Raw genomic sequence first — 23,592 nt, 5'->3', positions numbered from 1 at the left:
TCCCTGTCGGCCGATAGATGACGAAGGACGACCCGGCACCGTTGCGCCGGGTTGTGTGGCACGCGCGCCGCACCGACTCGACACCCCAGGCCGGTCGAAGACGATGAGCATTTGCCGAACGATCCGCTTCCGCCTCGTCGCGTGGCACTCGGTGCTGCGACGACTACCAACGCTCACCCTGGCCCTGGCGCTCGCCGGAGGCACGCTCGAGTGCGCGGTTCGCGCCGCGGGGACTCCCGAATTGCGTCCCACGCAGGTGATCGAGACGCCCGTCGAAGGGACGCGCCGAGATAAGGTACCGGTCGTCAACGCCGTGGCCCTGAGTCCCGATGGCGCCACTCTGGCCACCGCGGGAGACGATCATCTGATTCGTCTTTGGAATGCCGCCGATGGCACGCTCAAGCAAACGCTGCGCGGCCACTCCGACTGGGTGCAACGCGTTGCCTTCAGCCCCGGCGGCGACTTGCTCGCCTCGGCCGGCAACGACCGCCGCATCCATCTCTGGAATGCCGAGACCGGGCAGCTCATCAAAACGCTCTCTCGACATCCGGCGGCGATCTATTCGCTGACCTTCTCGCCCGACGGCACGAAGCTGGCCACGGCCGGTTTCGAGAAGGTTGTACGGCTGTACGACGTCGATCGCGGCCTCGTGCTGCACGAACTGACGTGCTCGTGCGCGGACAATCGTTCGCTGGTCTTCTCGCCCGATGGCGAGCAACTGCTGGTCGGTGGCCGCGGTGGCTGCATCTCGTTCTGGACGCTGACCGATGGTTCGCTCGATCGCAGCCTGACACTGCAGACACAGCGCATTCGCGGCCTGGCCTTCTCACCCGATGCGACGCGGATCGCCGTGGCGGGCGAAGGCATCGAGATCGACATTCTCGACGCCGCGACGGGCGAAAAAGTACTCACTCTGCCGGGCCGGCCCGGCAAAACGCTGGCCATGGCGTTCTGCGGCAACGACACGCTGGCCACGGCCGGCAGCGACGACCAGATCCACCTGTGGGATCTGACGTCGGGACAAGAGAGCGCCCGGGGCATGGGGCACACCGGCTCGGTCGCCGCACTGTCGTGCGACGCCGTGGGCGGACGACTCGTCTCGGGCAGCTTCGACACGACGATCTGCGTGTGGACCCTGCCCGACCGATCGGTCCGGGCGATGCTCGAACGCCCCGAGCCGCGTTACTCGCCGCGCTGACACGTGGCGCCGCTGGCCGGGCACCAACGGCAACGCCGTTGGTCGCGGCAGTGCGACTAACGGGTAGACGACCAGACTTGCAACGGATGACAAGAGACGACGAGCTCGCGACGCCAGTCCGCTGACGACGCGACGAACAGGCTTCCCACTCGACACGGAGATAGTTACGTGGGCCGTATCCGCACATCCCTCTCGCGCTTGAGCTCGCGCCTGTTTGGTCGTAACAACCCTCACCCGGGCCAGGCCCATGCCGAACGCTGGCACCGCTGCACGCTCGACGTGCTCGAAGAACGCCGCCTGCTGGCGAGCGACATCTACATTGGATCGGTCTACTACGAAGGGGCCGAAGGTGACGACGCCACCGGCGACAAGTTCTACATCACCTTCCAAGGGGGCGCGCCCGGCACGCAACTCGACCGCATCGTGATCGATGGCGACAAGGAAGGGAACGGCCTCACCAACGGCGACACATTCTTTGATACCGCGCCCGGCGGACTGGGAGCGTTCGGATCGTTCCCCTTCACCCAGGTGCAGGCCAACGGCTTCACGATCACCAACATCAGCGTAACGGATGGTGGTACGCAACTGGTTCTCGACTTCTCCGGCTTTGACGCCGGCGAGTTACTGATCTTTTCGATCGACGTCGACGAGCAAGGGTTCCTGCAGCCGAACTCGATCGCCGAAGGTCGCGAGTTCGAAGGAGCGTCGTTCCAAGCGTTCTTCACGGCGCCGCACTACTTCGACATCAACGGCAAGGATCTCTATCTCGACGAGTATGACGATAAGCTGGCTCAAGCATCGGCCGCCGGGCTCGGTTTGAACCTGCCGCCAGACAACTACATTCCGCCCGCCACGAACGACCTGAAGGATTTCACCGCCGGCGCGATCTTCAAGCTCACGCAAACGCCGCTGCCGATCACGATCTCCGGCAAAGTGTTTGAAGACATGAACCTGAACAACAGCCAGGAAGGGGGCGATCCTGGCATCGCCGGCGTGAACCTGACGCTGTATCAGAAGGTCGGCAACGATTTCATCAGCACGAACAAGAGCGTCACGACCGACGCCAACGGCTACTACAAGTTCGAAGGCGTGCTCCCCGGCGAGTACGAGGTTCGCGAGACACAGCCAAACGGTTACTTCAGCGTCGGCGCCAAGGCCGGTAATGTCGCCGGCTCGCCGCGCGGCAGCGTCAAGAACAACGACGCCATCACCGGCATCGTCGTCAACGGCGGCGAGGACAGCGTCCACAACGACTTCGCCGAGGCATGTCCCGCCTCGCTGAGCGGACACGTCTACCACGATCGCGACAACGACGGCGTCCGCGACCTGGGCGAAGAAGCCATTGCCGGCGTGTCGATCGAAGTACAGTTCCTGCCCAATGGCGGGCCAGCCCCGGCGCCGATCGTCGTCGTCACCGACGCCAACGGCTTCTGGGAAGTGACGGGCCTGGCGCCGGGCAGCTACAAGGTCACCGAGTTGCACCCCACCGGTTGGCTCGATGGCCTCGACTCCGCGGGCAATGCCGGCGGCACCGCGCAGAACCCCGGCGATTCGATGACCGGCATCTTCCTGGGGAGCGCTCAGGCCGGCATCAACTACGACTTCGGCGAGTTGAAGCCGGGCAGCATCCACGGCCGCGTCTATGTCTCGGACGATCCGAACTTCATCTATCACCCCGGCGATCCGGTGATTGCCGGCGTTACGATCTGGCTCCTCGACGCCGCGGGCAACCGCCTCAAGAGCACCCTGACCGACGCCAACGGCGAGTACCACTTCACCGACCTGGCGCTGGGCACGTACGGCGTCGAAGAGGTGCAGCCGGCCGGCTACTACGATCACGGCGACGTGCTCGGCACGCTGGGAGGCGTCATTCCGAAGAACGACTTCTTCGGCGGCATCGTCATCACCTCCGGCGCGCACGGCTTCGAGTACAACTTCAGCGAGCAGCTCCCGGCCAGCATCAAGGGGCGCGTCTATCAAACGCTCGACGGCGATTGCGACTATCAGCCGACCGATCCCCCCTTGGCCGGCGTGGTGATCTACCTGCTCGATTCGCAGGGGAACCGCATCGGCCAGACTGTGACCGATGCCAACGGCGAGTACCAGTTCACGAATCTCGTGCCCGGCACGTACGGCATCGAAGAGATCCAGCCCAATGGCTTCTTCGACGGCGGCGAAAAAGCCGGCTCCGTCGGGGGCAACGTCACCAACGACAAGATCACGAACATCGTGCTCGGCTCCGGCGTCAACGCCGTCGAGTACAACTTCTGCGAGATCCCACCGGCCAGCCTGTCGGGCAAGGTCTACGTCGACCACAACAACAACGGGCAAATCAACTCGGGCGAGCCAGGCATCGCCGGCGTCACGCTCCACCTGCTCGACAGCAACGGGAACCCGACCGGGCTGACCACGGTCACCGACGCCTCGGGCAACTACTCGTTCCAGAATCTGCAACCCGGGACGTACAGCGTCGTCGAGGTCCATCCCACGGGCTACATCGACGGTCTCGACACCCCGGGCTCGCACGGCGGCTCGGCACAGAACCCCGGCGATCGCATCAACGGCATCACGCTCTTGGGTGGCGCCAACGCGGTGAACTACAACTTCGGCGAGTTGCAATCGGCCAGCATTCGCGGGCGCGTCTATCTCACGCTCGACGGCGACTGCGACTACCAACCGACCGATCCGCCGTTGGCCGGCGTGATCATCTACCTGCTCGACACGTCGGGCAACCGCATCGCGCAAACGGTCACCGACGTCAACGGTGAGTATGTCTTCACGAACCTGTCGCCCGGCACCTACGGCATCGAAGAATCGCAGCCGGCCGGTTATCTCGACGGGGGCGAAAAGGCCGGCTCCGCCGGGGGCAACGTCACGAACGACAAGATCACGAACATCTTCCTCGGCTCCGGCGTCAACGCCGTCGAGTACAACTTCTGCGAAATCCCCCCCGCCAGCCTCCAGGGCACGGTCTATGTCGACCTGAACAACAACGGCGTCAAGGAAGCGAACGAGCCGGGCATCGCCGGCGTGACCGTGCAACTGCTCGACGCCAATCAGGCGCCGACCGGCAAGACCACCGTCACCGACGCATCGGGCAATTACGGCTTCTACGATCTCTATCCCGGTACCTACTCGGTCAACGAAGTTCACCCCGCGGGCTACTTCGACGGCATCGATACGCCGGGCTCGGTCGGGGGCGTGGCGCAGAACCCCGGCGACCGGATCACGCACATCGTGCTCGCGGCGGGCGTGGCGGCGGTCGACTACAACTTCGGCGAGTTGCTCGGCTCCGAAATCCGCGGTCGCGTCCATCTCACGCTCGATGGCGATTGCACCTATGAGCCCGGCGATCCCCCCGTGGCCGGAGTGACGATCTGGCTCTTGGATTCCCTGGGCAACCGCATCCGCAGCACCGTCACCGACGCGAACGGTGAATACGCTTTCACCGATTTGATGCCCGGCACGTACGGCGTGGAAGAGATTCAACCCACGCAATACCTCGACGGCGGGCAAGAGGTCGGCACGGCCGGCGGTGTGAATTCGTCGAACGATCGCATTACCGAAATCGTGCTCACCGGAGGCACGAAGGCCTTCGAGTACAACTTCTGCGAGATCCCGGCCGCGAAGATCTCGGGCTACGTCTTCGTCGATGGCAGCCCGCTCGAGCTGTCTCCCTCGCAGGCGAAGAACCTCTCGGCCGCCGGCGTCCTCAGCCTGGCCCAGGCTGAAGGATACAACTTCACGCGTGACGCCAGCGACAAGCCGATCGCCGGCGTGGTGCTGCGATTGGGCAATGCCTTCGGCGAACCGATCCTCGACGACCACGGCAACCCGATCACCACCGTCACCGACAAGAACGGCTACTATGAATTCGCCAACCTGCGTCCCGGCGTTTACACGGTGCTGCAAGACCATCCGACGAAGTACGTCGACGGTCTCGACAGCGCCGGTTCGACCGGGGGCTTCGCGGTGAACCAGGGCGATACGTCGGCGGCGAGCCTGCTGACCGTGCCGGCCAACAACGACGCCATCGCGCGGATCGCCGTGACGGCGGGCGTGGTGAGCGTCGAGAACAACTTCGCGGAGTTGGAAACGACCTCGACGCCCCTCTTCTTCCCGCCGCAAAATCCGCCCCCTTCGACCGTGCCGGGGCCGACGCAGTACGCCGGACCGCAGCAGCCGTTCCAAACGTACTCGCCGGTCCTCTCGCCCGACGTGGTGCGTCCGACCTACTTTGGCGGCGTCGGCTGGCGTTCGACGATCGGCAACACCTGGCACTTGAGCGTCATCAACGGTGGCCGGCCACGCGCCGATCAGTTTGCCACCGAGCTGCTGCAGCAGGTCAGCTCGCGCTTCAACGTACACGCCTGGACCGGACTGCCGCTCGACAACTCGCTGTGGCAATTGCACGAACGCGATGGCGCCCCGGTGGCGCAGTACATCTTCGGCACGGAACGGGGCATTCCGGTCGTGGGCGACTGGAACGGCGACGGACGCGACGAAGTGGGTGTCTATGTCGATGGCGAGTGGTTCCTCGATCTCGATGGCGACGGCCAGTGGGACGAGCACGACCTGTGGGCCAAGCTGGGTACCGCCTCCGATCAACCGGTCGTCGGCGACTGGGACGGCGACGGCAAGGACGACATCGGCATCTTTGGCTTCGCCTGGCCGGGCGATCTCGCGGCCCTGGTCCACGAACCCGGGCTGCCCGATCCCGAGAACCTACCGAGCGGTGCGCAAAAGAACGTTCCGCCCGACCCCGACAAGGCCACGCTGGGCAATCGCGCGATGAAGCGCACCATACACGGCAAGGTACGCGAGGATCTGATCGATCACGTCTTCCACTACGGCTCGGAAGGAGACGTCGCCGTCACCGGCGACTGGAATGGCGACGGCATCGCCACGATCGGCCTGTTCCGCTCCGGGACGTGGATTCTCGACGATAACGGCAACGGCCGCTGGGATCTCGACGATCGCGTCGTCGACTTCGGCGCGCCGGGCGATCGTCCGGTCGTGGGCGACTTCGACGGCGACGGCATCGACGAAGTGGGCGTCTATCGCCACGGCACGTGGATCATCGACACGAACCACAACCTGCAGCTCGACGACGAAGACGCCCGTTACGAGCTGGGTGGTCCGGGCGACATCCCCGTCGTCGGCGACTGGGATGGCGACGGCCGCGACGAGATCGGCGTGTACCAGCAAGGCAAGGTCGTGCGGCCCGAGACCTAAACCACGCGCGCGATCGCGGTCCGGGGCTTGCATCGCCACGCATGGGGCGAAAGGATAGAGTCTGCTTCGGCACCGGAACAGACTCTATGCTTGCCGCCGATCATCTGTTGGCCCTCGTCGCGGCGCTGACCCTGGTCAGCGTATCGATCGCGCTCGTCGCATGGCACGTGCGCTCGTGGCGATTGATACGCGCCGAGCTGCCGCGCGGCGCCGAGCGCGATTATCGTTGGCGGCAGTTCCGGCGGAGGATGCAGGCCAGCTCGCTCGTGGGAGTGCTGGGGGTGGCCATTTACTTGGGCTACCTGATTCCCTACCAGACGATGCCCCGGTTCTTTCTGGCCTTCTGGCTGATGGTCATCGCCTGCGTGCTGTGGTTGTCGGCGCTGGCCTGGATCGATGTGCTCGCGACGCGCACCTTTTTTGCCACGCGTCGCCACGCCATCGACATCGAGCGCGCCGCCTGGCAGGCCGAAGTCGAGCGATCCGAGCGCGCGCGGCAAAACGGTTCGAGCGTCTGAGCTTCTGGCGCGAAAGCGCGCCGCCGGCGCCCCGGCCGTTGCGTCCGCTACGACACCGGTCCTTTTTCGACTAGAATCGCCCCTGCCCCGCACCGTCCCGCCTTTGGAACAGACTATGGACCCGTTTCGTTTCTGCCTCGCCCTGCTGCCCTTGGGCGTTTACCTGGTGGTGCTGGGGGGGCTGCAGCTCTCGCGCCGACCGATCCTCGTCAGCGGCGGACGCGACCTGGCCGCGCTGGGGCTCGCCCTATCGGGCATCGCCATCATTGGGCCGATCGAGCTGTTTCTGCCGCGGGCCGCGGCGAACACGTTCGGCGTCTATGTGTGGCCCTTGGTGATGGCGTGCTACTTCCTGCTCGTGATTCTCGCGGTGCTGACGGCCCGCCCCCGACTCACGGCCTACAACGTGTCGCTCGACGAGTTGCGGCCCCTCTTGGGAGAAGTGGCGTTGGGACTCGACGCCGACGCACGCTGGGCCGGTGCGAGCTTGTCGCTGCCCCGCTTGGGAGTCGAGTTGCACATCGAGGAATTTTCGCCGATGCACAACGTCGCGTTGGTGGCGGCGAACGATCGCCAGCGCTACGACGGCTGGCATCGGCTGGAACGCGCCCTCCGTGCGCGCCTGGCACAGGTGCCCGTGGCGCGCGATCCGCGCGGGGTGTTGCTTCTCGCGCTGGGGCTGCTGCTCTTCTCGGCGGCCTATGCCCGGGTGGCCTTCGATCCGGTCGCGACGCAACAGGCATTCGTCGAGATGGTGCATCCGTAGCGCACTCGCCGGACGAGTCGAGTTTTTCCGCAGCCTGCTAGCGCAGCAGATTCCGTAGCAGATCATGCACCGCGCGCTAGGCGAACAGCGCTTGCAATGGATTGCCCTCGCACACGCGAATCGGACGGCCGAGCCCGTTGTGCAAGTACGTCTCGGGCGAGATGCCCAGGGCGTGAAAGACCGTGGCCGAGAAGTCTTGCGGCCGCACGGGATCGATCTCGGGGTGGGCCGCGATGCGATCGCTTACGCCGTAGACACTCCCCCCCTGGATGCCGCCGCCAGCGAGCAATCCGCTGTAGCAGAAGGGCCAATGCTCGCGTCCCGCGTTGCCACGCGTAATCTGCGGCCGACGACCGAATTCACCGACCCAGACGATTAGCGTCTCGTCGAGTCGCCCGCTGGCCGAGAGATCCTCGAGCAACGCCGAAAGGGCCTGATCGGCGGGGGGAATCAAATCGCGTTTCAAACGACGGAAATTGTCGCCGTGGGTGTCCCAGAAATTCTGGCCGTCGTTGTGCCAGTTCACCGAGACCAGCGGCACGCCATGCTCGACCAGACGGCGGGCGAGCAAGGCACACTGGCCGTGAATGTTGCGGCCGTAGCGATCGCGCGTCTCGGCCGTTTCCCGTGCCAGGTCAAAGGCGTCGCGCGCCTGCTGCGAGCCGAGCAGCCCGAGCGCCTTCTGCATGTGCTCGGCCATGTCGGCCGGTTCGCCGGCGCTGTCGATCATGCTGCGGCATTCGTCGATCGAGGCGAGCAGGCGGCGGCGATCATCGAGCCGTTCGAGCGTTACGTCCCCGGCGAGCGTCAGTTCGGGAATCTTCCATTCCTCGGCATTCGGATCGCCCGACGCGATGAGCGGATCGTAGCGCTTGCCCAGCCAGCCAGCCGTTTGACCTGGCGCCTGCCCCCCCGGCGCGGCCGGATGCGCGGTGAGCCACGGCATCGTCACGAACGAAGGGAGCGCGGCGGGCGAAGGTCGCAAACGCGAAACGACCGAGCCGATGTGCGGCGTGTCTTGCGGGCTGGGGGGGTCCGCATCGCTGTTGAGCACGCGGGCCAGCGTCCCGGTCACCGTTAGATGTCCGCTCGACAGGTGCGCCGGGTCGGTGTGGTGCAACGAGCGAACGATTGCCAGCTTATCGGTGTGCTGCGTCAGGCGCGTGAAGTGTTCGCAAATCTGGATGCCGGGGACGCGGGTCGAAACCGGCTTGAATTCGCCACGAACTTCGTCCGGGGCCTCCGGCTTCAGATCGAAAGTGTCGAGCTGACTCGGCCCACCCCACATAAAGAAAAAGATGCAGCTCTTGGCGCGACCGAAACCGCGTGCGGCGGTCATCGGCGCCGCCTCTCGAGCGGCCACCAGGCCGGGCAGGCCCAGGCCCAGCAGCCCCAATCCACCGGCGGCCAGCAAGTCGCGCCGCGCGACCCTCGCCTGGCGGACAAAATCGTGGCAGCCCGCCGAGGCACGCCCCGAACGGGGGCGATCGTTCGCTGGCGCATATCGAGTGCGGCGTGGCAAGTCGTGGTCCTCGGTCCGATCGATTCGGCGGGCGAAGCCCCAAACATCAACGTTCGTTGATCTTACCCCTGGCCCGCGTCAGCAACAAGCTTGAGTTTGCCGCAGCGCCGGGGGAAGATCGGGGTAGCAAGTATCACGGCGATGGGGACTTCGGCGTTGCCCGGGGTGGACCGCCGACGGTGCCGAAGACTACGATTGTCAGGCGGCCTCTGGCCGGTGACGTCGCTGCCCTACTTACGGACAGAAGAGGAAGCCCACTCTTGTCGACCGAGGTACAGAGCCTGGTCACGGCTCTCGAAGCCAATATGTCGCAAGTCGTTCTGGGAAAGAGCGACGTCGTGCGTCTGTGTATCGTTGCGCTGTTGGCCGGCGAGCACGTGCTGTTGGAAGACGTGCCGGGAGTCGGCAAGACGTTGGTCGGCAAGGCCTTGGCCAAAAGTGTCGAGGGGCGTTTCTGCCGCATTCAATTCACCCCCGACTTGCTTCCCAGCGACATCGTGGGGACGAGCTTCTTCGACGCGAAGAAGAACGAGTTCACCTTCAGCCCGGGGCCGATCTTCGCCAACATCGTGCTGGCGGACGAGATCAACCGCACGACGCCGCGCACGCAAAGTGCCTTGCTCGAGGCGATGAGTGACGCACGTGTCTCGGTCGATGGCACGACCCACACGCTGCCCCATCCCTTCATGGTGATCGCCACGCAGAACCCCTTCGAGTTCGAAGGCACCTACCCATTGCCCGAGAACCAGTTGGATCGCTTCCTGCTTCGCACGCGGCTGGGGTACCCGGGACGGGACGACGAACGCCAGGTGCTGGCCATGCACCGGGCGGGCGAGCCCGTCGATCACCTCGAGCCGGCGCTCACTTGCGATCAGGTGGTCGAGCTGCAGACGGCCGTGCGGCGCGTCGCGGTCGACGAGGCCATCGCCGATTACATCCTCGACATTGCCGAGGCGACGCGTACGAGCGACGAGCTGCACGTCGGTATCAGCACGCGTGGCGCGCTCTCGCTCTATCGTGCCGTGCAATCGCTGGCACTGGTCGAAGGGCGCGACTATGTCATCCCCGACGACGTCAAGCAGTTGGCGCTGCCCGTGCTGGCGCACCGCGTGATCAGCAAGGGCTATCTGCACGGCGGCCAGCGCGATGCCGTCGAATCGGTGGTCGCGCGCCTGATCGCGGAAGTGCCCGTGCCGGAATAACCGCCGCGGCGCGCCAGGGAACGTTGAATCGAGGGGCCGTTCTTCGACAGATCGCGAACGGTGACGCCATGCAGCCTCGACGCCGAATCGCGATCACGTTTGCCGGCCTGTGCTATCTGGGCGTGCTTTGCTTCCTGTTTACCGGGGCGATGCTGCGCGATATCAACCTGATGATGTTGATGTTCGGCATGATGGCCTGCCCTTACGTCTACAATTGGCGCAGCGTGCGGATCTCGCTCGCGCGGCTCGAACTCCTTCGGCGCATGCCGCGACGAATCGCCGTCGGCGACTTGATCGAAGTGGCCGTCGAAGCCACCAGCCGCCATCGGTGGTTCGGCAGTTGGGCCGTCTCGGTCGAGGACACCATTCGCCGCGAAGGAGACTCGAGCGCCGCCGAGCCGCTGCGGGCAAGGCTGTTGATTCCCCGCATCTCGCATCAGCAGACGGTGTCGATGTCGTACCGCGGGCGCCTGCTGCGGCGCGGACGTTACCACTTCGGCCCCTGGCGATACTCGACGGCATTTCCCTTCGGATTGGTGCGGGCCACGGTCAGCGATCCGCGCCCCGCCACGCTCACCGTGATTCCGCGACTCGGTCGTCTCACGCGGCGCTGGTGGAGATTTCAGCAAACGGCTCAGCGGCCGGCCCAAGCGACGCGCGCCCTGGGAGTGGTCGAGGGAGATTTCCACAGCCTGCGCGACTATCGCCCGGGCGACAGTCGGCGCTGGATCCATTGGCGCACCTCGGCCCGTCGCGGTGCGCTCATCGTGCGCCAATTCGCCGAACAGAGAAATCAGGATCTGACCCTGGTGCTCGAGCTCTGGCGACCGCCGACACCGAACGAAGCCGAACTAGCGGCCGTCGAAGCCGCCGTCAGCTTTGCCGCCACGATTGCTGCCGAGCTGTGCGGGCGCGGTGGCAGCCACCTACAATTCGCCTGTGCCTGCGACAAGCCGAGCCTGGTCTCGCATGCGGCCTCTTCAGCGCTGCTCGACGACATTCTCGAATCGCTGGCCCTGGCCGAAGCCACGCCCACCGACCGGTTGCCCGAGTCGCTGGGGGCGGCGCTCGCCACGGTGCGACCCGGGCGCTCGGTGATTCTGATCAGCACGCGGCCGGTCGACCTGGCCGATACCGAGCGCTTCGTCGAGATCTGGGAAGATCCCCGCCGCAGGGCCACGCTGTCGCGCATCCTGACGGTCGATGCGAGCAGCGCGCAACTCGCCGAGTATTTTCAACCGCAGTGACATGACCATCGAACGCTTGCTACAGCTTTGCATCGCGGCGCTCGTCGCTCTCTCGGCCATGCTGTTGGGCATGGGCCAGCAGGAGACGCGTTTGCCGATCCTGGCGGTGGTCGTTTCGGCGGTGGCCTTCTATGTGGTCGATCTCCGTGGCTGGTGGCGCCTGGGCGATCGAACGGCGGCCCTGCTGTCGCTGATCGCCGTGGCCTTCGCCTTTCTCGACCTCGGCAGCATGGGGCGCGATAGCTGGCTGATCGCCGTGGCAAACTTGCTCGTCTATCTGCAGTTCATTCTGCTGTTTCAAGTCAAGCTGCTGCGGCGGTATTGGCTGTTGATGCTGCTCAGCGTGCTCGAAGTCGCCGTGGCGACCGTGGTCAACGACGACCTCAGCTTCGGCTTCCTGCAAGTGGTTTACCTGTTTCTCGGCGCCACGACGCTCGTCTTGCTCCACCTGCATAGCGAGATGCTGCGTCTGACGTCCCCTGCGGCGCCCGGCGGCACGAGCGCCGCCGGTTGGTTCGGCGCCCAGACCGTTCGCGTCGGCCAGCAGGTCGACCGCGTGTTTGTGGCCCATGCGCCGGTCAACCTGGCCGAGCGACGCGTGCTGGCGCCGGCGCTGAACGAGGTGGCGCTCGTCTGCCTCGGAACGCTCGTCATGACGGCCGTCGTCTTTCTCATGGTGCCGCGCGTGGGAGGAAATCCCTGGCGCCCCGCCTCGCTGACCGGGCAGCCAGTCGTCGGCGCGTCGCAGAGCGTCCGGCTGGGCGACCTGGGAGACATCATCGAAAGTCCGGAAGCGGTCATGCAGGTCAGCTTCCAGTCGTTCGAGGGGGGGCGAGTCATTGAGATCGTCGGAGAGCCCCTCTTCCGCGGCATGCACCTCACGCAATACCAGGACGGCGTGTGGGATCTGCCGCGCGGATCGAGCGCGGACGAAATCCATCCCGTTCCGCTGAGAGACCTGCCGCCTCATACGGTGCGACAGAACATCCAGATCGAGCCTCTCTCGAGCGACCTCCTGTATTGCCTGCCCACGTCGTACAAAATCGAACAGGATGTGCATCTGCTGTACGATCACGCGCGTTACCAGTACGTGCGTTCCGATGATAAACAGAACGAACAGTATCGCTTCAACATGGCGACCACCGGGCTGATTGGCGGAAAGCAGTACCCGGTTCTGCCCAGCCAGGAAATCGTCGATACGGGGTACAACCCTTACGAAGATTTGCCTCCCGGCGACAAGCTCGATCGCCTGGGCGATCTCGCCGAGAGCCTGGTGGCCGACATCCCGGCGAGCAATCGCTTGGCACGTGCCCGCCGCCTGGAAAGTTACTTCGGCGAGCCGGGACGATTCAGCTACTCGCTGCAATCGCCGCTGCGCGATCCGGCGCTCGACCCGATCGACGACTTCCTCTTCGAACGGCCGCAAGGGCACTGCGAATACTTCGCCACGGCCCTGGCCCTGATGCTGCGGAGCGTGGGCATTCCCTCGCGACTGGTGCTCGGCTTTAAAGGGGGCGAGTGGAACTCGCTCGGCGGCTTCTACCAGGTTCGTCAACTGCACGCGCACGCCTGGGTCGAGGCCTATCTCGAACCGGCTCACTTGCCGAGCGATCTTCCCCAGCAACCGCGAGGCGACATCCCGGTCAGTTGGGCCAACGGGGGCTGGCTCACGCTCGACCCCACGATCGCCAGCCTGAGCGCCGTCGACCGCTCGTCAAACTGGTTGGCGATCGCCTCGTTGCGGCAGTTCACCGACTATGCCCAATACCTGTGGTCGAGCTACGTCGTGGGGCTCGATGCCAATCGTCAGATGGAAGCCATCTACCAACCGATCGGCGCCGCCTTCCTGTCGGTCTATCGCGCGCTGACCAATCCGCAGAACTACCGTGACATCTGGCAAGGATTTACCGTTCTGTTGGGACTCGACGGAACCGGTTGGTTCAGTGGCGACTGGTTCAGTTGGCGTGGTGGGCTGGTCGGTTCGCTCCTAGCGGCAGGCGTGATCGGCGCCGTGCAAGGAGTGCGCCGTCTGTGGCAGCGCTATGGCTGGCGCCGGGGATCGGCTTTGGCTCGCCGGCGCGGGCCGGAGGTCGAGTTCTACCATCGACTCGAGTCGCTGCTGGCGCGGTTTGCCATCGTGCGGACTGCCTCGCAGACGCAGCGTGAATTCGCCACCCTGGCCCGGCGCAAGCTGGGCGAACGGGGGCTCGCGCCGGCGGCCGCGCTGGCCCCCGAGCGCGTGACCGAGGCCTTCTACCGCGTCCGTTTCGGCCGCGCGGACCTGGACAAGGCCGAAAGCGACACGGTAGAACAGTCGCTCGCGCTGCTCGAAGCGGCGCTTCCGCCGCGTCGAGGACGTCACGAGCTACGGTCATGAAGATTGGTATCGTCGGCTATGCCGGGTCGGGCAAGAGCACGCTGTTTCACTGGCTGACGGGGGTCGAGCCCGACTTCGCGCTCGCACACTCCGGGCAATCGGCCATGGCCCCGGTGCCCGACGAGCGCATCGCGCAACTCTGCGAGATCTACAAGCCCAAGAAGATCACGCAGGCCTCGCTCGAGCTGTTCGACACCCCCGGCCTCACCCGCACGCACGAAGGGAACGCCGCGCGGCTGGGCCTGCTGCGCGAGGCAGGCTGCTTCGTGCTGGTCGTGGCGGGCTTTGCCGGCTCCGATCCCCTCGTCGATCTGCAAAGCTTCGAGGAAGATCTGCTGCTGGCCGACCTGGAGATCGCCTCGGGCCGGGTCGAACGCCTGCGCGAATCGGTCAAGAAGCCTCGCCCCAACCGCGAAGAGGAGCTGGCCGAACTGGCCGCTCTCGAGCCGCTCGTCGCAGGACTGGGCGAAGGCAAAGCGCTGCGCGATATGAAGTTGACCGAAGAGCAGTACCGCGCGACCCGCTCCTTCCGCCTGCTGACCGAGAAGCCCAAGCTGATCGTGGTCAACGCCGCCGACGACGAGGACCAGCCCGAGCGATTCACCGAGAAGATCGTCCCCGGGCAGCCCGTCGAGGTGATCCGCGTCGGGCTCGAGCTGGAGCTGATGCGGATGTCGCCCGAGGATCGCGAGGAGTTCGCCCAGGAGTTGGGGCTCACCGCCTCCTCGCGCGACGGACTGCTGAAGCGCATCCTCGACGTCTCCGGGCAGATGCTCTACTTCACGGCCGGCGAGAAAGAAGTTCGCACCTGGATGCTTCGCCAGGGTGGAACCGCGCTGGAAGCCGCCGACAACATCCACAGCGATCTCGCCCGCGGCTTCATCCGGGCCGAGGTGATGGACTGTGCCGACCTGGTCCGCCTGGGGAGCGAACGGGAGATCAAGGCCAACAACCTGCTACGGCAGGAGCCGAAGGACTACGTCGTCCGGGACGGCGATATCCTGCACGTGCGATTCAGCGTTTGATGCCGGCCAGAGGCACAGGCTGCCAGCCTGTGCCTCTGGGTCTTTCTCCAGGGGCGGTCCATGGCCCGGTTTCAGCGGCGACCGCCTGTTCCGCCCTTGCCAGATGGGCGAACTCGCCGACAATAGCGGGTGTCTACTGCTTTTAGTCTTCCTTCGGAGTTCGCCGCACGATGTCGAATGCCGTTGCCGTCACGCCGCAGGCGAATGCCGCCTCGCGCAAGTTGGTACCCGACCTGAAGGAAGGGGATAGGCTCGAGGTCGTCCACCAGGTGAAAGTCGGCCAGCGCAGTTGGACGACCACCACGCAGGGGACGGTCATTTCGACCGAGCGCCGCCGCCACGGTCTGCACAACGCCCGCAGCACCGACGACAAGGTGTGGAGCGACATCATCCTGCTCCGCCGCGACGATGGCGAGCTTACCACTGTCACGATGGACGAGTTCACGGTCCTCCGACGCGTGAAGTAGCAAACGCGACGCGCACCGCTTGGGAGTATCCCCCCTCCCTTCTGACGTGGGTCAGGGGCCGGAGGTGAGGGGAAAGCCAGGGACCGGCATCGCGCCAACACCCGCGGCCTGCCACCCCCAACCGACCGCCCGATGAATCACGATTCGATCACCCCCGCCGCCGAACGACTCTTCACGCAGCACGAGCGTTCGTTCGAGCAGAACCGGTTCGTCTATCCGGTGCTCAGCCGGCGCTCGGGGGGCATCTCGCTCGGCGTGAATCTCAATCCCGACAAGGTCTGCAACTTCGATTGTATCTACTGCCAGGTCGATCGCGTGAGCACGGCCGAGACCACGTTCGTCGATCTGCCGGCCTTGCTCGACGAACTCGACCACACCTTACAACTCGTCACCTCGGGTCAGCTCTTCGAGCATCCGAAGTTTCGCGATACGCCGCAGGCGCTGCGGCGGTTGAACGACATCGCCTTCAGCGGCGATGGCGAACCGACGACGCACGTCAACTTCGACGAGGTCGTGGCGCAGTGTGCTGAGTTGAAACGCCGTCACGGGCTCGACGATGTGAAAATGGTGCTCATCACGAACGCCAGCATGTTCCATCGCCCGCACGTCGTGCGAGGACTGGCCACGCTCGATGCGAACCGAGGAGAGATCTGGGCCAAGCTCGACGCCGGAACCGACACGTACTACCAGCAGGTCGAACGGACGAAGATCCCCTTCGCGCGCATCCTGGAAAACATCACCGCCGCCGCGCAGGTGCGTCCGCTCGTGATCCAGGCCCTCTTCATGCGCATCGCTGACCAGGCCCCCCCCGCCACGGAGATTGCGGCCTTCTGCGAGCGCTTGAACGAGATCACCGCCGCCGGCGGGCAACTTAAGCTGGTACAGATCTACACGGTGGCGCGCCGCCCGGCCGAATCATACGTCGCGCCGCTCACCAATGAGGAAGTCGACGCGATCGCTGCCGAGGTCCATCAGCGCACGGGACTCGAAACGGCCGCCTTCTACGGCGTCTCGTAGGTCACGCCAGAGTGCGTGACAGGCATATCGTCCGGCCTGTCGTGTTTGTGGTTTTTTTTAATCAGGCACCAGATGTGCGGCTGACTACTACGGCGTAATCGCAGCATCGGGCTCGGTCACCGTTTGGCCGTCGAGCGTTTCGACCTTCAAGTCGGAATCGGCCGGCTCGAGCCGATCAAAAGGCAGGCCTTCGATCGAAGTCGTCGTCGGTTCGGTCGGAACGTTTTCAAGCGGAACGGGCGGCTTGGCTTGCTGGGCCTCGATCATCTCGGCGCGCTCCACCTCTTCCGAGAACTGCCCCTCGGGCGCGGCCGCTTCACTTGCTGCGGGCTGCTCGGCCGATTGCGTCTCGGCCGGCACGTTTTCCGCGGGAGCGGCCTGCGTCGCGGCCGTAGCGATACGTTCGTCCGCGGCCTGCCGCTGACGTGCTGCGGCCGCCTGCTGCTGTGTCGTGTAGTAGAGGCTGGCGGCAAAGCCGATTGCCGCGGCCGCGCTAAAACCGATCAATTGCAGAATGAGGGCCAGCCAACCGCGGCTTTCCTCGCGGGGGCGAGCAGGAGTGGCCATCGCAGCTCGCGGCGAAACAGAAATAGAAGCGGTGGTCGGTACGGCGGCCTTCGTGTCGGACATGGCGTGGTCTCCGCGGAACGTGTTCACGGCCTCTTCTGCTCAGCCGTCCCATGCCGAATTGTCTCGCCTCCAGCGACGACTAGCATCGCTCGCAGTGGCTTTGCTGACAAGGTGTCAGACAAAAAAAGCCGCTGTTTTCAGGGATGAAATCACTCTCGCGAGTGTGGCGCAAACTTAGCGCTCTGCGTCAAAGTGTCACGATTTCTTAACAGTATGCGGCCAGTGGTCGAGCGATTGAACCGAACGGTCGCGATGCTTCACGCACGATGAAAACCCATCGCGCGAGCGCAGCACCTTGCGGCGCCGAGATTTGCGGCGGACGAGCGTCGTTGACCAACGGCGGCGGAACCCTTTAGACTCATTCGACCGACGGTCGCCGCATGCGGCGCAGGTAGAGGAGTACGAGCGCGTTCGCAATCGTCGCGGACGCCTCGGCCGCGCGGCCCGGCTTCATTGGCTTTGATCTGGTGGCAAGGAAATCATGGCGACCACTTCTCTCAATCTCGAACAGCTTTCGATCAATACCATCCGCACGCTGGCGATGGACGCCGTACAGCAAGCGAACAGCGGTCACCCCGGCACCCCCATGGCGCTCGCGCCGGTGGCCTATACCGTCTGGCAGAAGTTTTTGCGTTACGATCCAGCGGCCCCCCACTGGCCCAACCGCGATCGGTTTGTGCTGTCGTGTGGGCATGCCTCGATGCTGCTCTATTCCATCCTGCACCTGGCAGGCGTGCGACAAATCGACCACGACGGCAAGCTGACCGATGAACTGGCCGTGCCGCTCGAGCACATCAAGCGGTTTCGCCAGTGGGACAGCCGCTGCCCTGGGCATCCCGAGTGGCGCCACACCACGGGGGTCGAGACCACCACCGGCCCGCTCGGACAGGGTGTCACGAACAGCGTCGGCATGGCGATCGCCTCGCGCTGGTTGGCCAGCTACTTCAATCGACCGGGCTACGAGCTGTTCGACTTCAACACCTACGTGTTGTGCAGCGACGGCGACCTGATGGAAGGCGTCTCGGGCGAGGCCGCCTCGATAGCCGGGCACCTGCAACTTTCGAACCTGTGCTGGATCTACGACAACAACCACATCACGATCGAAGGCAACACTTCGCTCGCCTTCAGCGAGGAAGTGGCCACCCGCTTCGAGGGCTACGGCTGGTACGTCCTTCGTCTGGACGACGCGAACGATACCGAGGCGCTGGCCAAGGCGCTGCGCACGTTCAACGAAAGCTCGAGCAAGCCGACGATGATCGTCGTCCGCAGCCACATCGCGTGGGGCTCGCCCAAGAAGCAAGACACGCACGAGGCGCACGGCGCCCCGCTCGGAGCCGATGAGATCCGCGCCACGAAGGAAGTCTACGGCTGGCCGGCCGAGGCGAAGTTCCTCGTGCCCGACGAGGTGCGTGAAGATTTCCGCAACGGTGTCGGCGAGCGCGGCGCGAAGCTGCGCACGGCGTGGGACAAGCTCTTCGCCGACTACGCGAAGAAGTATCCAGATCTCGCACGCGAGTGGCAGCAGATGGAAGCTCGCGAGTTGCCCAGCGGTTGGGACAAGGACATTCCCGAGTTCCCGGCCGATGCCAAAGGCACGGCCAGTCGCAACTCGGGGGGCAAGGTGCTCAACGCCATCGCCCAGCGCGTGCCCTGGCTCTTGGGGGGCTCGGCCGATCTTTCCCCCTCGACGAAGACGAATCTCACGTTTGCCGAGGCGGGCAGCTTTGCCGCCAGCACGCACGGCGGGCGCAACTTCCACTTCGGCATTCGCGAGCACGGCATGGCCGGCACGCTCAACGGCATGTCGCTGTGCGGCCTGCGTCCTTACGGCTCGACGTTCCTCGTCTTCAGCGACTATTGCCGCGGCAGCATGCGCTTGAGCGCCATCATGGGCCTGCCGGTGATCTACGTCTTCACGCACGACTCGATCGGCGTGGGAGAAGATGGCCCCACGCATCAGCCGATCGAGCACCTGGCCGCGCTCCGCGCGATTCCGAACATGATCGTGTTCCGGCCCGGCGACGCGAACGAAGTGGCAGCCGCCTATCGTGCGATCATGCCGCTGCGCGATCAGCCCGTTTCGCTCATCCTGACTCGACAGGACCTGCCCACGCTCGACCGCACGAAGTTCGCTTCGGCCGACGGCGTGAAGCAAGGGGGCTATATCCTGGGCGAAGCGAAGAAGGGATCGCCCGAGGTGATCTTGCTGGCCTCGGGGAGCGAGCTCTCGGTGGCGGTGGCCGCCTGGGAGAAGTTGAACGCCGATGGCGTGGCGGCGCGCGTCGTGAGCATGCCCTCGTTCGAGCTGTTCGAGGCGCAAGACCACGCCTACCGCGAAAAGGTACTCCCTTCGAACGTGCGCGCTCGCGTGGCGGTCGAGGCCGCGATCAAGCAAGGCTGGGAACGCTACCTGGGCGACGGTGGCCGCTTCGTGGGCTTGAACCACTTCGGCGCCTCGGCCCCCGCGGAAGAGCTCTTCCAGAAGTTCGGCATCACGGCCGAACGCGTGGTCGAAGAAGCCCGCGCGGCGCTGCGTGGAAACTAATTCGTCGGTTCGTAGCCCAAGTTGCTCGAGAGCCAGCGTTCGACTTCCGATCGCTTCAGCCCCTTGCGTGCCGCGTAGCGTTCGACCTGGTCCAGCGTCAGCGAATCGACGGAGAAATAACGGGCCTCAGGGTGGGCAAAGTAGAGTCCGCTGACGGCCGCCGTCGGCCACATGGCAAAGTTCTCGGTCAGCGTGATGCCGGTCGCTTCCTCCGCGCCCAGCAGGTCGAAGAGGGTGCGCTTCTCCGTGTGATCGGGGCAGGCCGGATAGCCGGGCGCCGGTCGAATGCCGCGATAGCGCTCGGCGATCAAATCGTCGTTCGTCAGATGCTCGTCGCGACCATAGCCCCAATCGAGCCGCGCCGTGGCGTGCAACGATTCGGCGAACGCCTCGGCCAGACGGTCGGCCAGGGCTTTCGCCATGATCGCGTGATAGTCGTCGTGGTCGGCCTCGTAGCGGCGGACGATTTCGTCCAGTCCATGCCCGGTCGTGACGGCAAACGCCCCCAGGTAATCCTCGCGGCCGCTGTCGCGCGGGGCGATGAAGTCTGCCAGCGAGTAAAAGTGGTTCGTCCCCTTGCGCTCCCACTGCTGGCGCAGCGTGTGGAACCGCGTGTGCGGCGTGCCACGCGACTCGTCGGCGAAGACGTCGAGGTCGTCTCCCACGGCCGCCGCCGGCCAAAAACCGTATACGCCACGAGCCTGCAACAACCGCTTCGCAACGATCTCGTCGAGCATGCGGCGTGCGTCGTCGTACAGCTTGCGAGCTTCCGGGCCCACATGTTCGTCCTGGAAGATGGTCGGATACTTCCCCTTCAGTTCCCAAGCCTGAAAGAAGGGAGACCAGTCGATGTAATCGACGAGCTTATCGAGGGGATAGTCGTCGAGCACGCGGCGTCCGAGGAACGCGGGCCGATCGATCCGCACACTGGCCCAGTCGGTGGCAAAGCGCCGCGCGACGGCCTCGGCATACGGCACGAGCTTGCGCTGCTGTCGCTGCTGATACGTCTCGACCAGTTGCCGCTGCACGTCGCGATTCGAGCGCACGAACTCTTCGTTGAGCCGGGGATTGAGCAGCTTTTCGACAACGCCCACGCACTTCGACGCATCGAGCACGTGGACCGTGGGCTGGTGGTACACCGGCGCGATCCTGACCGCCGTGTGCCGGGCGCTCGTCGTTGCGCCCCCGATCAACAGGGGCGTCTTCATTTCGAGTCGCTGCATCTCGCGCGCGACGTGAACCATTTCGTCGAGACTGGGCGTAATCAGCCCGCTCAGCCCGATCAGGTCGGCCCCGGCTTCCACAGCCGCCTGCAAGATCTTCTCGCAGGGGACCATTACGCCCAGATCGATCACCTCGTAACTGTTGCAGCCCAGCACGACGCCGACGATGTTCTTGCCGATGTCGTGGACGTCTCCCTTCACGGTGGCCATGACGATCTTGCCGCGCGATGAGCTCGCCGTGGCGGCCCGCTTCTTTTCCTCTTCCATGAAGGGGAGCAGATAGGCCACCGCCTTCTTCATCACGCGCGCGCTTTTGACCACCTGCGGCAGGAACATCTTGCCGGCGCCGAACAGGTCGCCGACGATCGTCATGCCGTCCATCAAGGGACCCTCGATGATCGACAAGCAACTGGGATACTTCTGCCGCGCCTCTTCCACGTCCCCTTCGATGTAGTCCGCGTTCCCCTTTACCAGCGCGTGCGAAAGACGCTCTTCGAGCGGCGCCTGCCGCCACTCAAGTTCGGCCGTCTTGCTGCCTCCCTGCTCCTTGATCGTCTCGGCAAAGTCGACGAGGCGCTCCGTCGCGTCGGGCCGGCGATTGAGCAGCACGTCCTCGACGCGCTCGAGCAACTCGGGCGGAATCTCTTCATACACCGCCAACTGCCCCGCGTTGACGATGCCCATATCGAGCCCCGCGCGAATCGCGTGGTACAGGAATGCCGCATGCATCGCCTCGCGCACCACGTCGTTGCCGCGGAACGAGAACGAGATATTGCTGATGCCGCCGGAGATCTTCGCGCCGGGGCATACCCGCTTGATCTCGCGCGTCGCCTCGATGAAGTTCAGGGCGTAATCGTTGTGCTCTTCGATCCCGGTGGCCACGGTGAGGATGTTGGGGTCGAAGATGATATCGGTCGGATCGAGGCCCACCTTTTTCGTGAGCAACTCATAGGCGCGGCGGCAGATGCGGACCTTGTCCTCGACCGTGGTGGCCTGACCGACCTCGTCGAAGGCCATCACCACGACCGCGGCGCCATAGCGGCGCACCAGGTTCGCCTGCTCGAGGAACTTTTCTTCCCCTTCCTTGAGGCTGATCGAGTTGACGATCGGCTTCCCCTGCACGCATTTCAAACCGGCCTCGATCACCGACCATTTCGAGCTGTCGATCATGATCGGCACGCGGCAGATATCGGGCTCGGCGGCCACGAGGTTCAGAAAGCGGGTCATCGCCGCTTCGCCGTCGAGCAGCGCCTCGTCCATGTTCACGTCGACGACGTTCGCCCCCCCGTCGACCTGCTCGCGCGCCACGCGCAGCCCCTCGTCGAACTGGCCGTTCAGGATCAACCGTGCGAAGCGCTTCGAGCCGGTGACGTTCGTCCGCTCGCCGATCATCGTGAAGTTGCTGTCGGGACGCAGCACCAGCGCTTCGAGTCCCGCCAGCCGGGTCAGGGGCTCGATCTGCGGACGCACGCGCGGCGGCCTCTTCGCCACCGCCTCGGCGATGGTCTTGATGTGCTCGGGCGTGGTGCCGCAACAGCCGCCGACAATATTCAACCAGCCATTGGCGGCGAACTCCCCCAGCGTCGTCGCCATCTGCTCGGGCGTCTCGTCGTAGCCGCCAAATTCGTTCGGCAGGCCGGCGTTCGGATGGCAGCTCACATAGACCGGCGCGATCCGCGACAGCTCTTCGATATAGGGGCGCATCATCGAGGGGCCCAGCGCGCAGTTCAAACCGACGCTGAAGGGGCGCGCATGCGCGATCGTCGTCCAGAACGCCTCGAGCGTCTGACCCGACAGCGTGCGTCCGCTGGCATCGGTGATCGTGACCGAGATCATCACCGGCAACGTCAGATCGTGGTCGGCGAAGTAGCGGTCGATGGCAAACAGGCAGGCCTTCAAGTTCAGCGTGTCGAAGACCGTCTCCGGCATCAGAATGTCGACGCCCCCTTCGACCAGCGCCGAGATCTGCTCGTAGTACGACTCAACCAGGTCGTCATACGTCACCTCGCGCGCGCCTGGGTCGTTCACGTCGCGCGACATCGAGGCGGTGCGATTCGTGGGACCGATCGAGCCGGCGACGAAGCGCGGGCGATCGCCGTTGCCGAGCAGATCGGCCGCTCGGCGCGCACATTGCGCCGCGGCGATGTTGATCTCGCGGATGTACGGCTCGAGGCCATAGTCGGCCATCGAGATGCTCGTCGAATTGAACGTGTTCGTCTCGACGATGTCGGCGCCGGCCTCGAAATATTGCCGGTGGATCGCGGTGATCGCCTCGGGCTGTGTGAGGACGAGCAGATCGTTGCAGCCTCGCAGATCGCGCGGATGATTCGCGAAGCGGCTCCCCCGGAAATCAGCCTCGGTGAACTTCAGGGCCTGGATCTTCGTCCCCATCGCCCCATCGAGCACGAGGATCCGTTCGGCGAGGAGCTGTTCGAGAACGTGACGGGTTTCACTGCGATCGGCGACTGACATGCCGGAAACAATCTCCCTGCAAGAGAAAAGAGACAAGTGGAGTCGGCCCTAGGCACTCCTGGAGTATGTCAGACTGCCCCAGAAGCTGCAAGGCAACCTAAGCCTTCTCATGATCATGTCTTACGTCGAAAATCGGCGTTGCGGACGG

Annotated in this window: 14 protein-coding genes; 11 read left to right on the top strand and 3 right to left on the bottom strand. The window is 64.9% G+C overall.

Annotation, left to right across the window (positions count from 1 at the left end; genetic code table 11):
• Nucleotides 1–103 precede the first annotated feature (103 nt).
• From KF708_03075 to KF708_03060, 4 genes are all read left to right on the top strand, one after another.
• A complete protein-coding gene (locus tag KF708_03075) occupies nucleotides 104–1,198 on the top strand; it encodes a WD40 repeat domain-containing protein (GenBank protein ID MBX3411677.1) in 1,095 nt (364 codons plus the stop codon).
• 168 nt (nucleotides 1,199–1,366) lie between these two features.
• Entirely contained in the window at nucleotides 1,367–6,433 is a 5,067-nt protein-coding gene (locus KF708_03070; protein ID MBX3411676.1) for a hypothetical protein, read from the top strand.
• An 86-nt stretch (nucleotides 6,434–6,519) separates the two neighbouring features.
• Nucleotides 6,520–6,951 (top strand): hypothetical protein, encoded by a 432-nt coding sequence (locus KF708_03065; GenBank protein MBX3411675.1) that lies wholly within the window; start codon nucleotides 6,520–6,522, stop codon nucleotides 6,949–6,951.
• A gap of 115 nt (nucleotides 6,952–7,066) precedes the next feature.
• Nucleotides 7,067–7,717 carry a hypothetical protein gene (locus tag KF708_03060; protein MBX3411674.1) on the top strand — a complete coding sequence of 217 codons (651 nt, stop codon included), beginning with the start codon at nucleotides 7,067–7,069 and terminating at the stop codon, nucleotides 7,715–7,717.
• Between the two features lie 76 nt (nucleotides 7,718–7,793).
• Here KF708_03060 and KF708_03055 read toward each other — a convergent pair whose 3' ends face one another.
• The gene (locus KF708_03055; protein ID MBX3411673.1) at nucleotides 7,794–9,239 is read right to left on the bottom strand and encodes a DUF1501 domain-containing protein; all 1,446 of its coding nucleotides are present in this window, start codon (nucleotides 9,237–9,239) and stop codon (nucleotides 7,794–7,796) included.
• A gap of 305 nt (nucleotides 9,240–9,544) precedes the next feature.
• Between KF708_03055 and KF708_03050 the strand changes: the two genes are divergently transcribed.
• From KF708_03050 to KF708_03025, 6 genes are all read left to right on the top strand, one after another.
• Nucleotides 9,545–10,441, top strand: a complete 897-nt coding sequence (locus tag KF708_03050) for a MoxR family ATPase (protein ID MBX3411672.1) — start codon at nucleotides 9,545–9,547, stop codon at nucleotides 10,439–10,441.
• 68 nt (nucleotides 10,442–10,509) lie between these two features.
• On the top strand, nucleotides 10,510–11,688 hold the full coding sequence (locus tag KF708_03045) for a DUF58 domain-containing protein (protein MBX3411671.1): 1,179 nt from the start codon (nucleotides 10,510–10,512) through the stop codon (nucleotides 11,686–11,688).
• 1 nt (nucleotide 11,689) lies between these two features.
• Nucleotides 11,690–14,065, top strand: coding sequence for a DUF3488 domain-containing protein (locus KF708_03040; GenBank protein MBX3411670.1), 2,376 nt, complete (start codon nucleotides 11,690–11,692; stop codon nucleotides 14,063–14,065).
• Nucleotides 14,062–15,090 carry a DUF933 domain-containing protein gene (locus tag KF708_03035; protein ID MBX3411669.1) on the top strand — a complete coding sequence of 343 codons (1,029 nt, stop codon included), beginning with the start codon at nucleotides 14,062–14,064 and terminating at the stop codon, nucleotides 15,088–15,090. The genes KF708_03040 and KF708_03035 overlap by 4 nt, the downstream gene beginning before the upstream one ends.
• Before the next feature lie 170 nt (nucleotides 15,091–15,260).
• Complete coding sequence (locus KF708_03030; GenBank protein ID MBX3411668.1) at nucleotides 15,261–15,557, top strand: hypothetical protein; 297 nt, start codon at nucleotides 15,261–15,263, stop codon at nucleotides 15,555–15,557.
• Nucleotides 15,558–15,689: 132 nt separating this feature from the next.
• Nucleotides 15,690–16,574 carry a radical SAM protein gene (locus KF708_03025; GenBank protein MBX3411667.1) on the top strand — a complete coding sequence of 295 codons (885 nt, stop codon included), beginning with the start codon at nucleotides 15,690–15,692 and terminating at the stop codon, nucleotides 16,572–16,574.
• A gap of 87 nt (nucleotides 16,575–16,661) precedes the next feature.
• Here the strand turns inward: KF708_03025 and KF708_03020 are convergent, their stop codons facing one another.
• Nucleotides 16,662–17,204 (bottom strand): hypothetical protein, encoded by a 543-nt coding sequence (locus KF708_03020; protein ID MBX3411666.1) that lies wholly within the window; start codon nucleotides 17,202–17,204, stop codon nucleotides 16,662–16,664.
• Nucleotides 17,205–17,685: 481 nt separating this feature from the next.
• On the opposite strand from KF708_03020, the gene tkt reads away from it, so the two are divergent.
• Nucleotides 17,686–19,749, top strand: coding sequence for a transketolase (gene tkt / locus KF708_03015; protein MBX3411665.1), 2,064 nt, complete (start codon nucleotides 17,686–17,688; stop codon nucleotides 19,747–19,749).
• On the opposite strand, the gene metH is transcribed toward tkt, so the two are convergent.
• Complete coding sequence (metH, locus tag KF708_03010; protein MBX3411664.1) at nucleotides 19,746–23,444, bottom strand: methionine synthase; 3,699 nt, start codon at nucleotides 23,442–23,444, stop codon at nucleotides 19,746–19,748. The two genes, tkt and metH, sit on opposite strands and share 4 nt — an antisense overlap.
• Nucleotides 23,445–23,592 lie beyond the last annotated feature (148 nt).

This window comes from Pirellulales bacterium (assembly GCA_019636335.1).
Taxonomy (GTDB): Bacteria; Planctomycetota; Planctomycetia; order Pirellulales; family JAEUIK01; genus JAHBXR01.
This window is presented reverse-complemented; position numbering and strand designations above follow the sequence as displayed.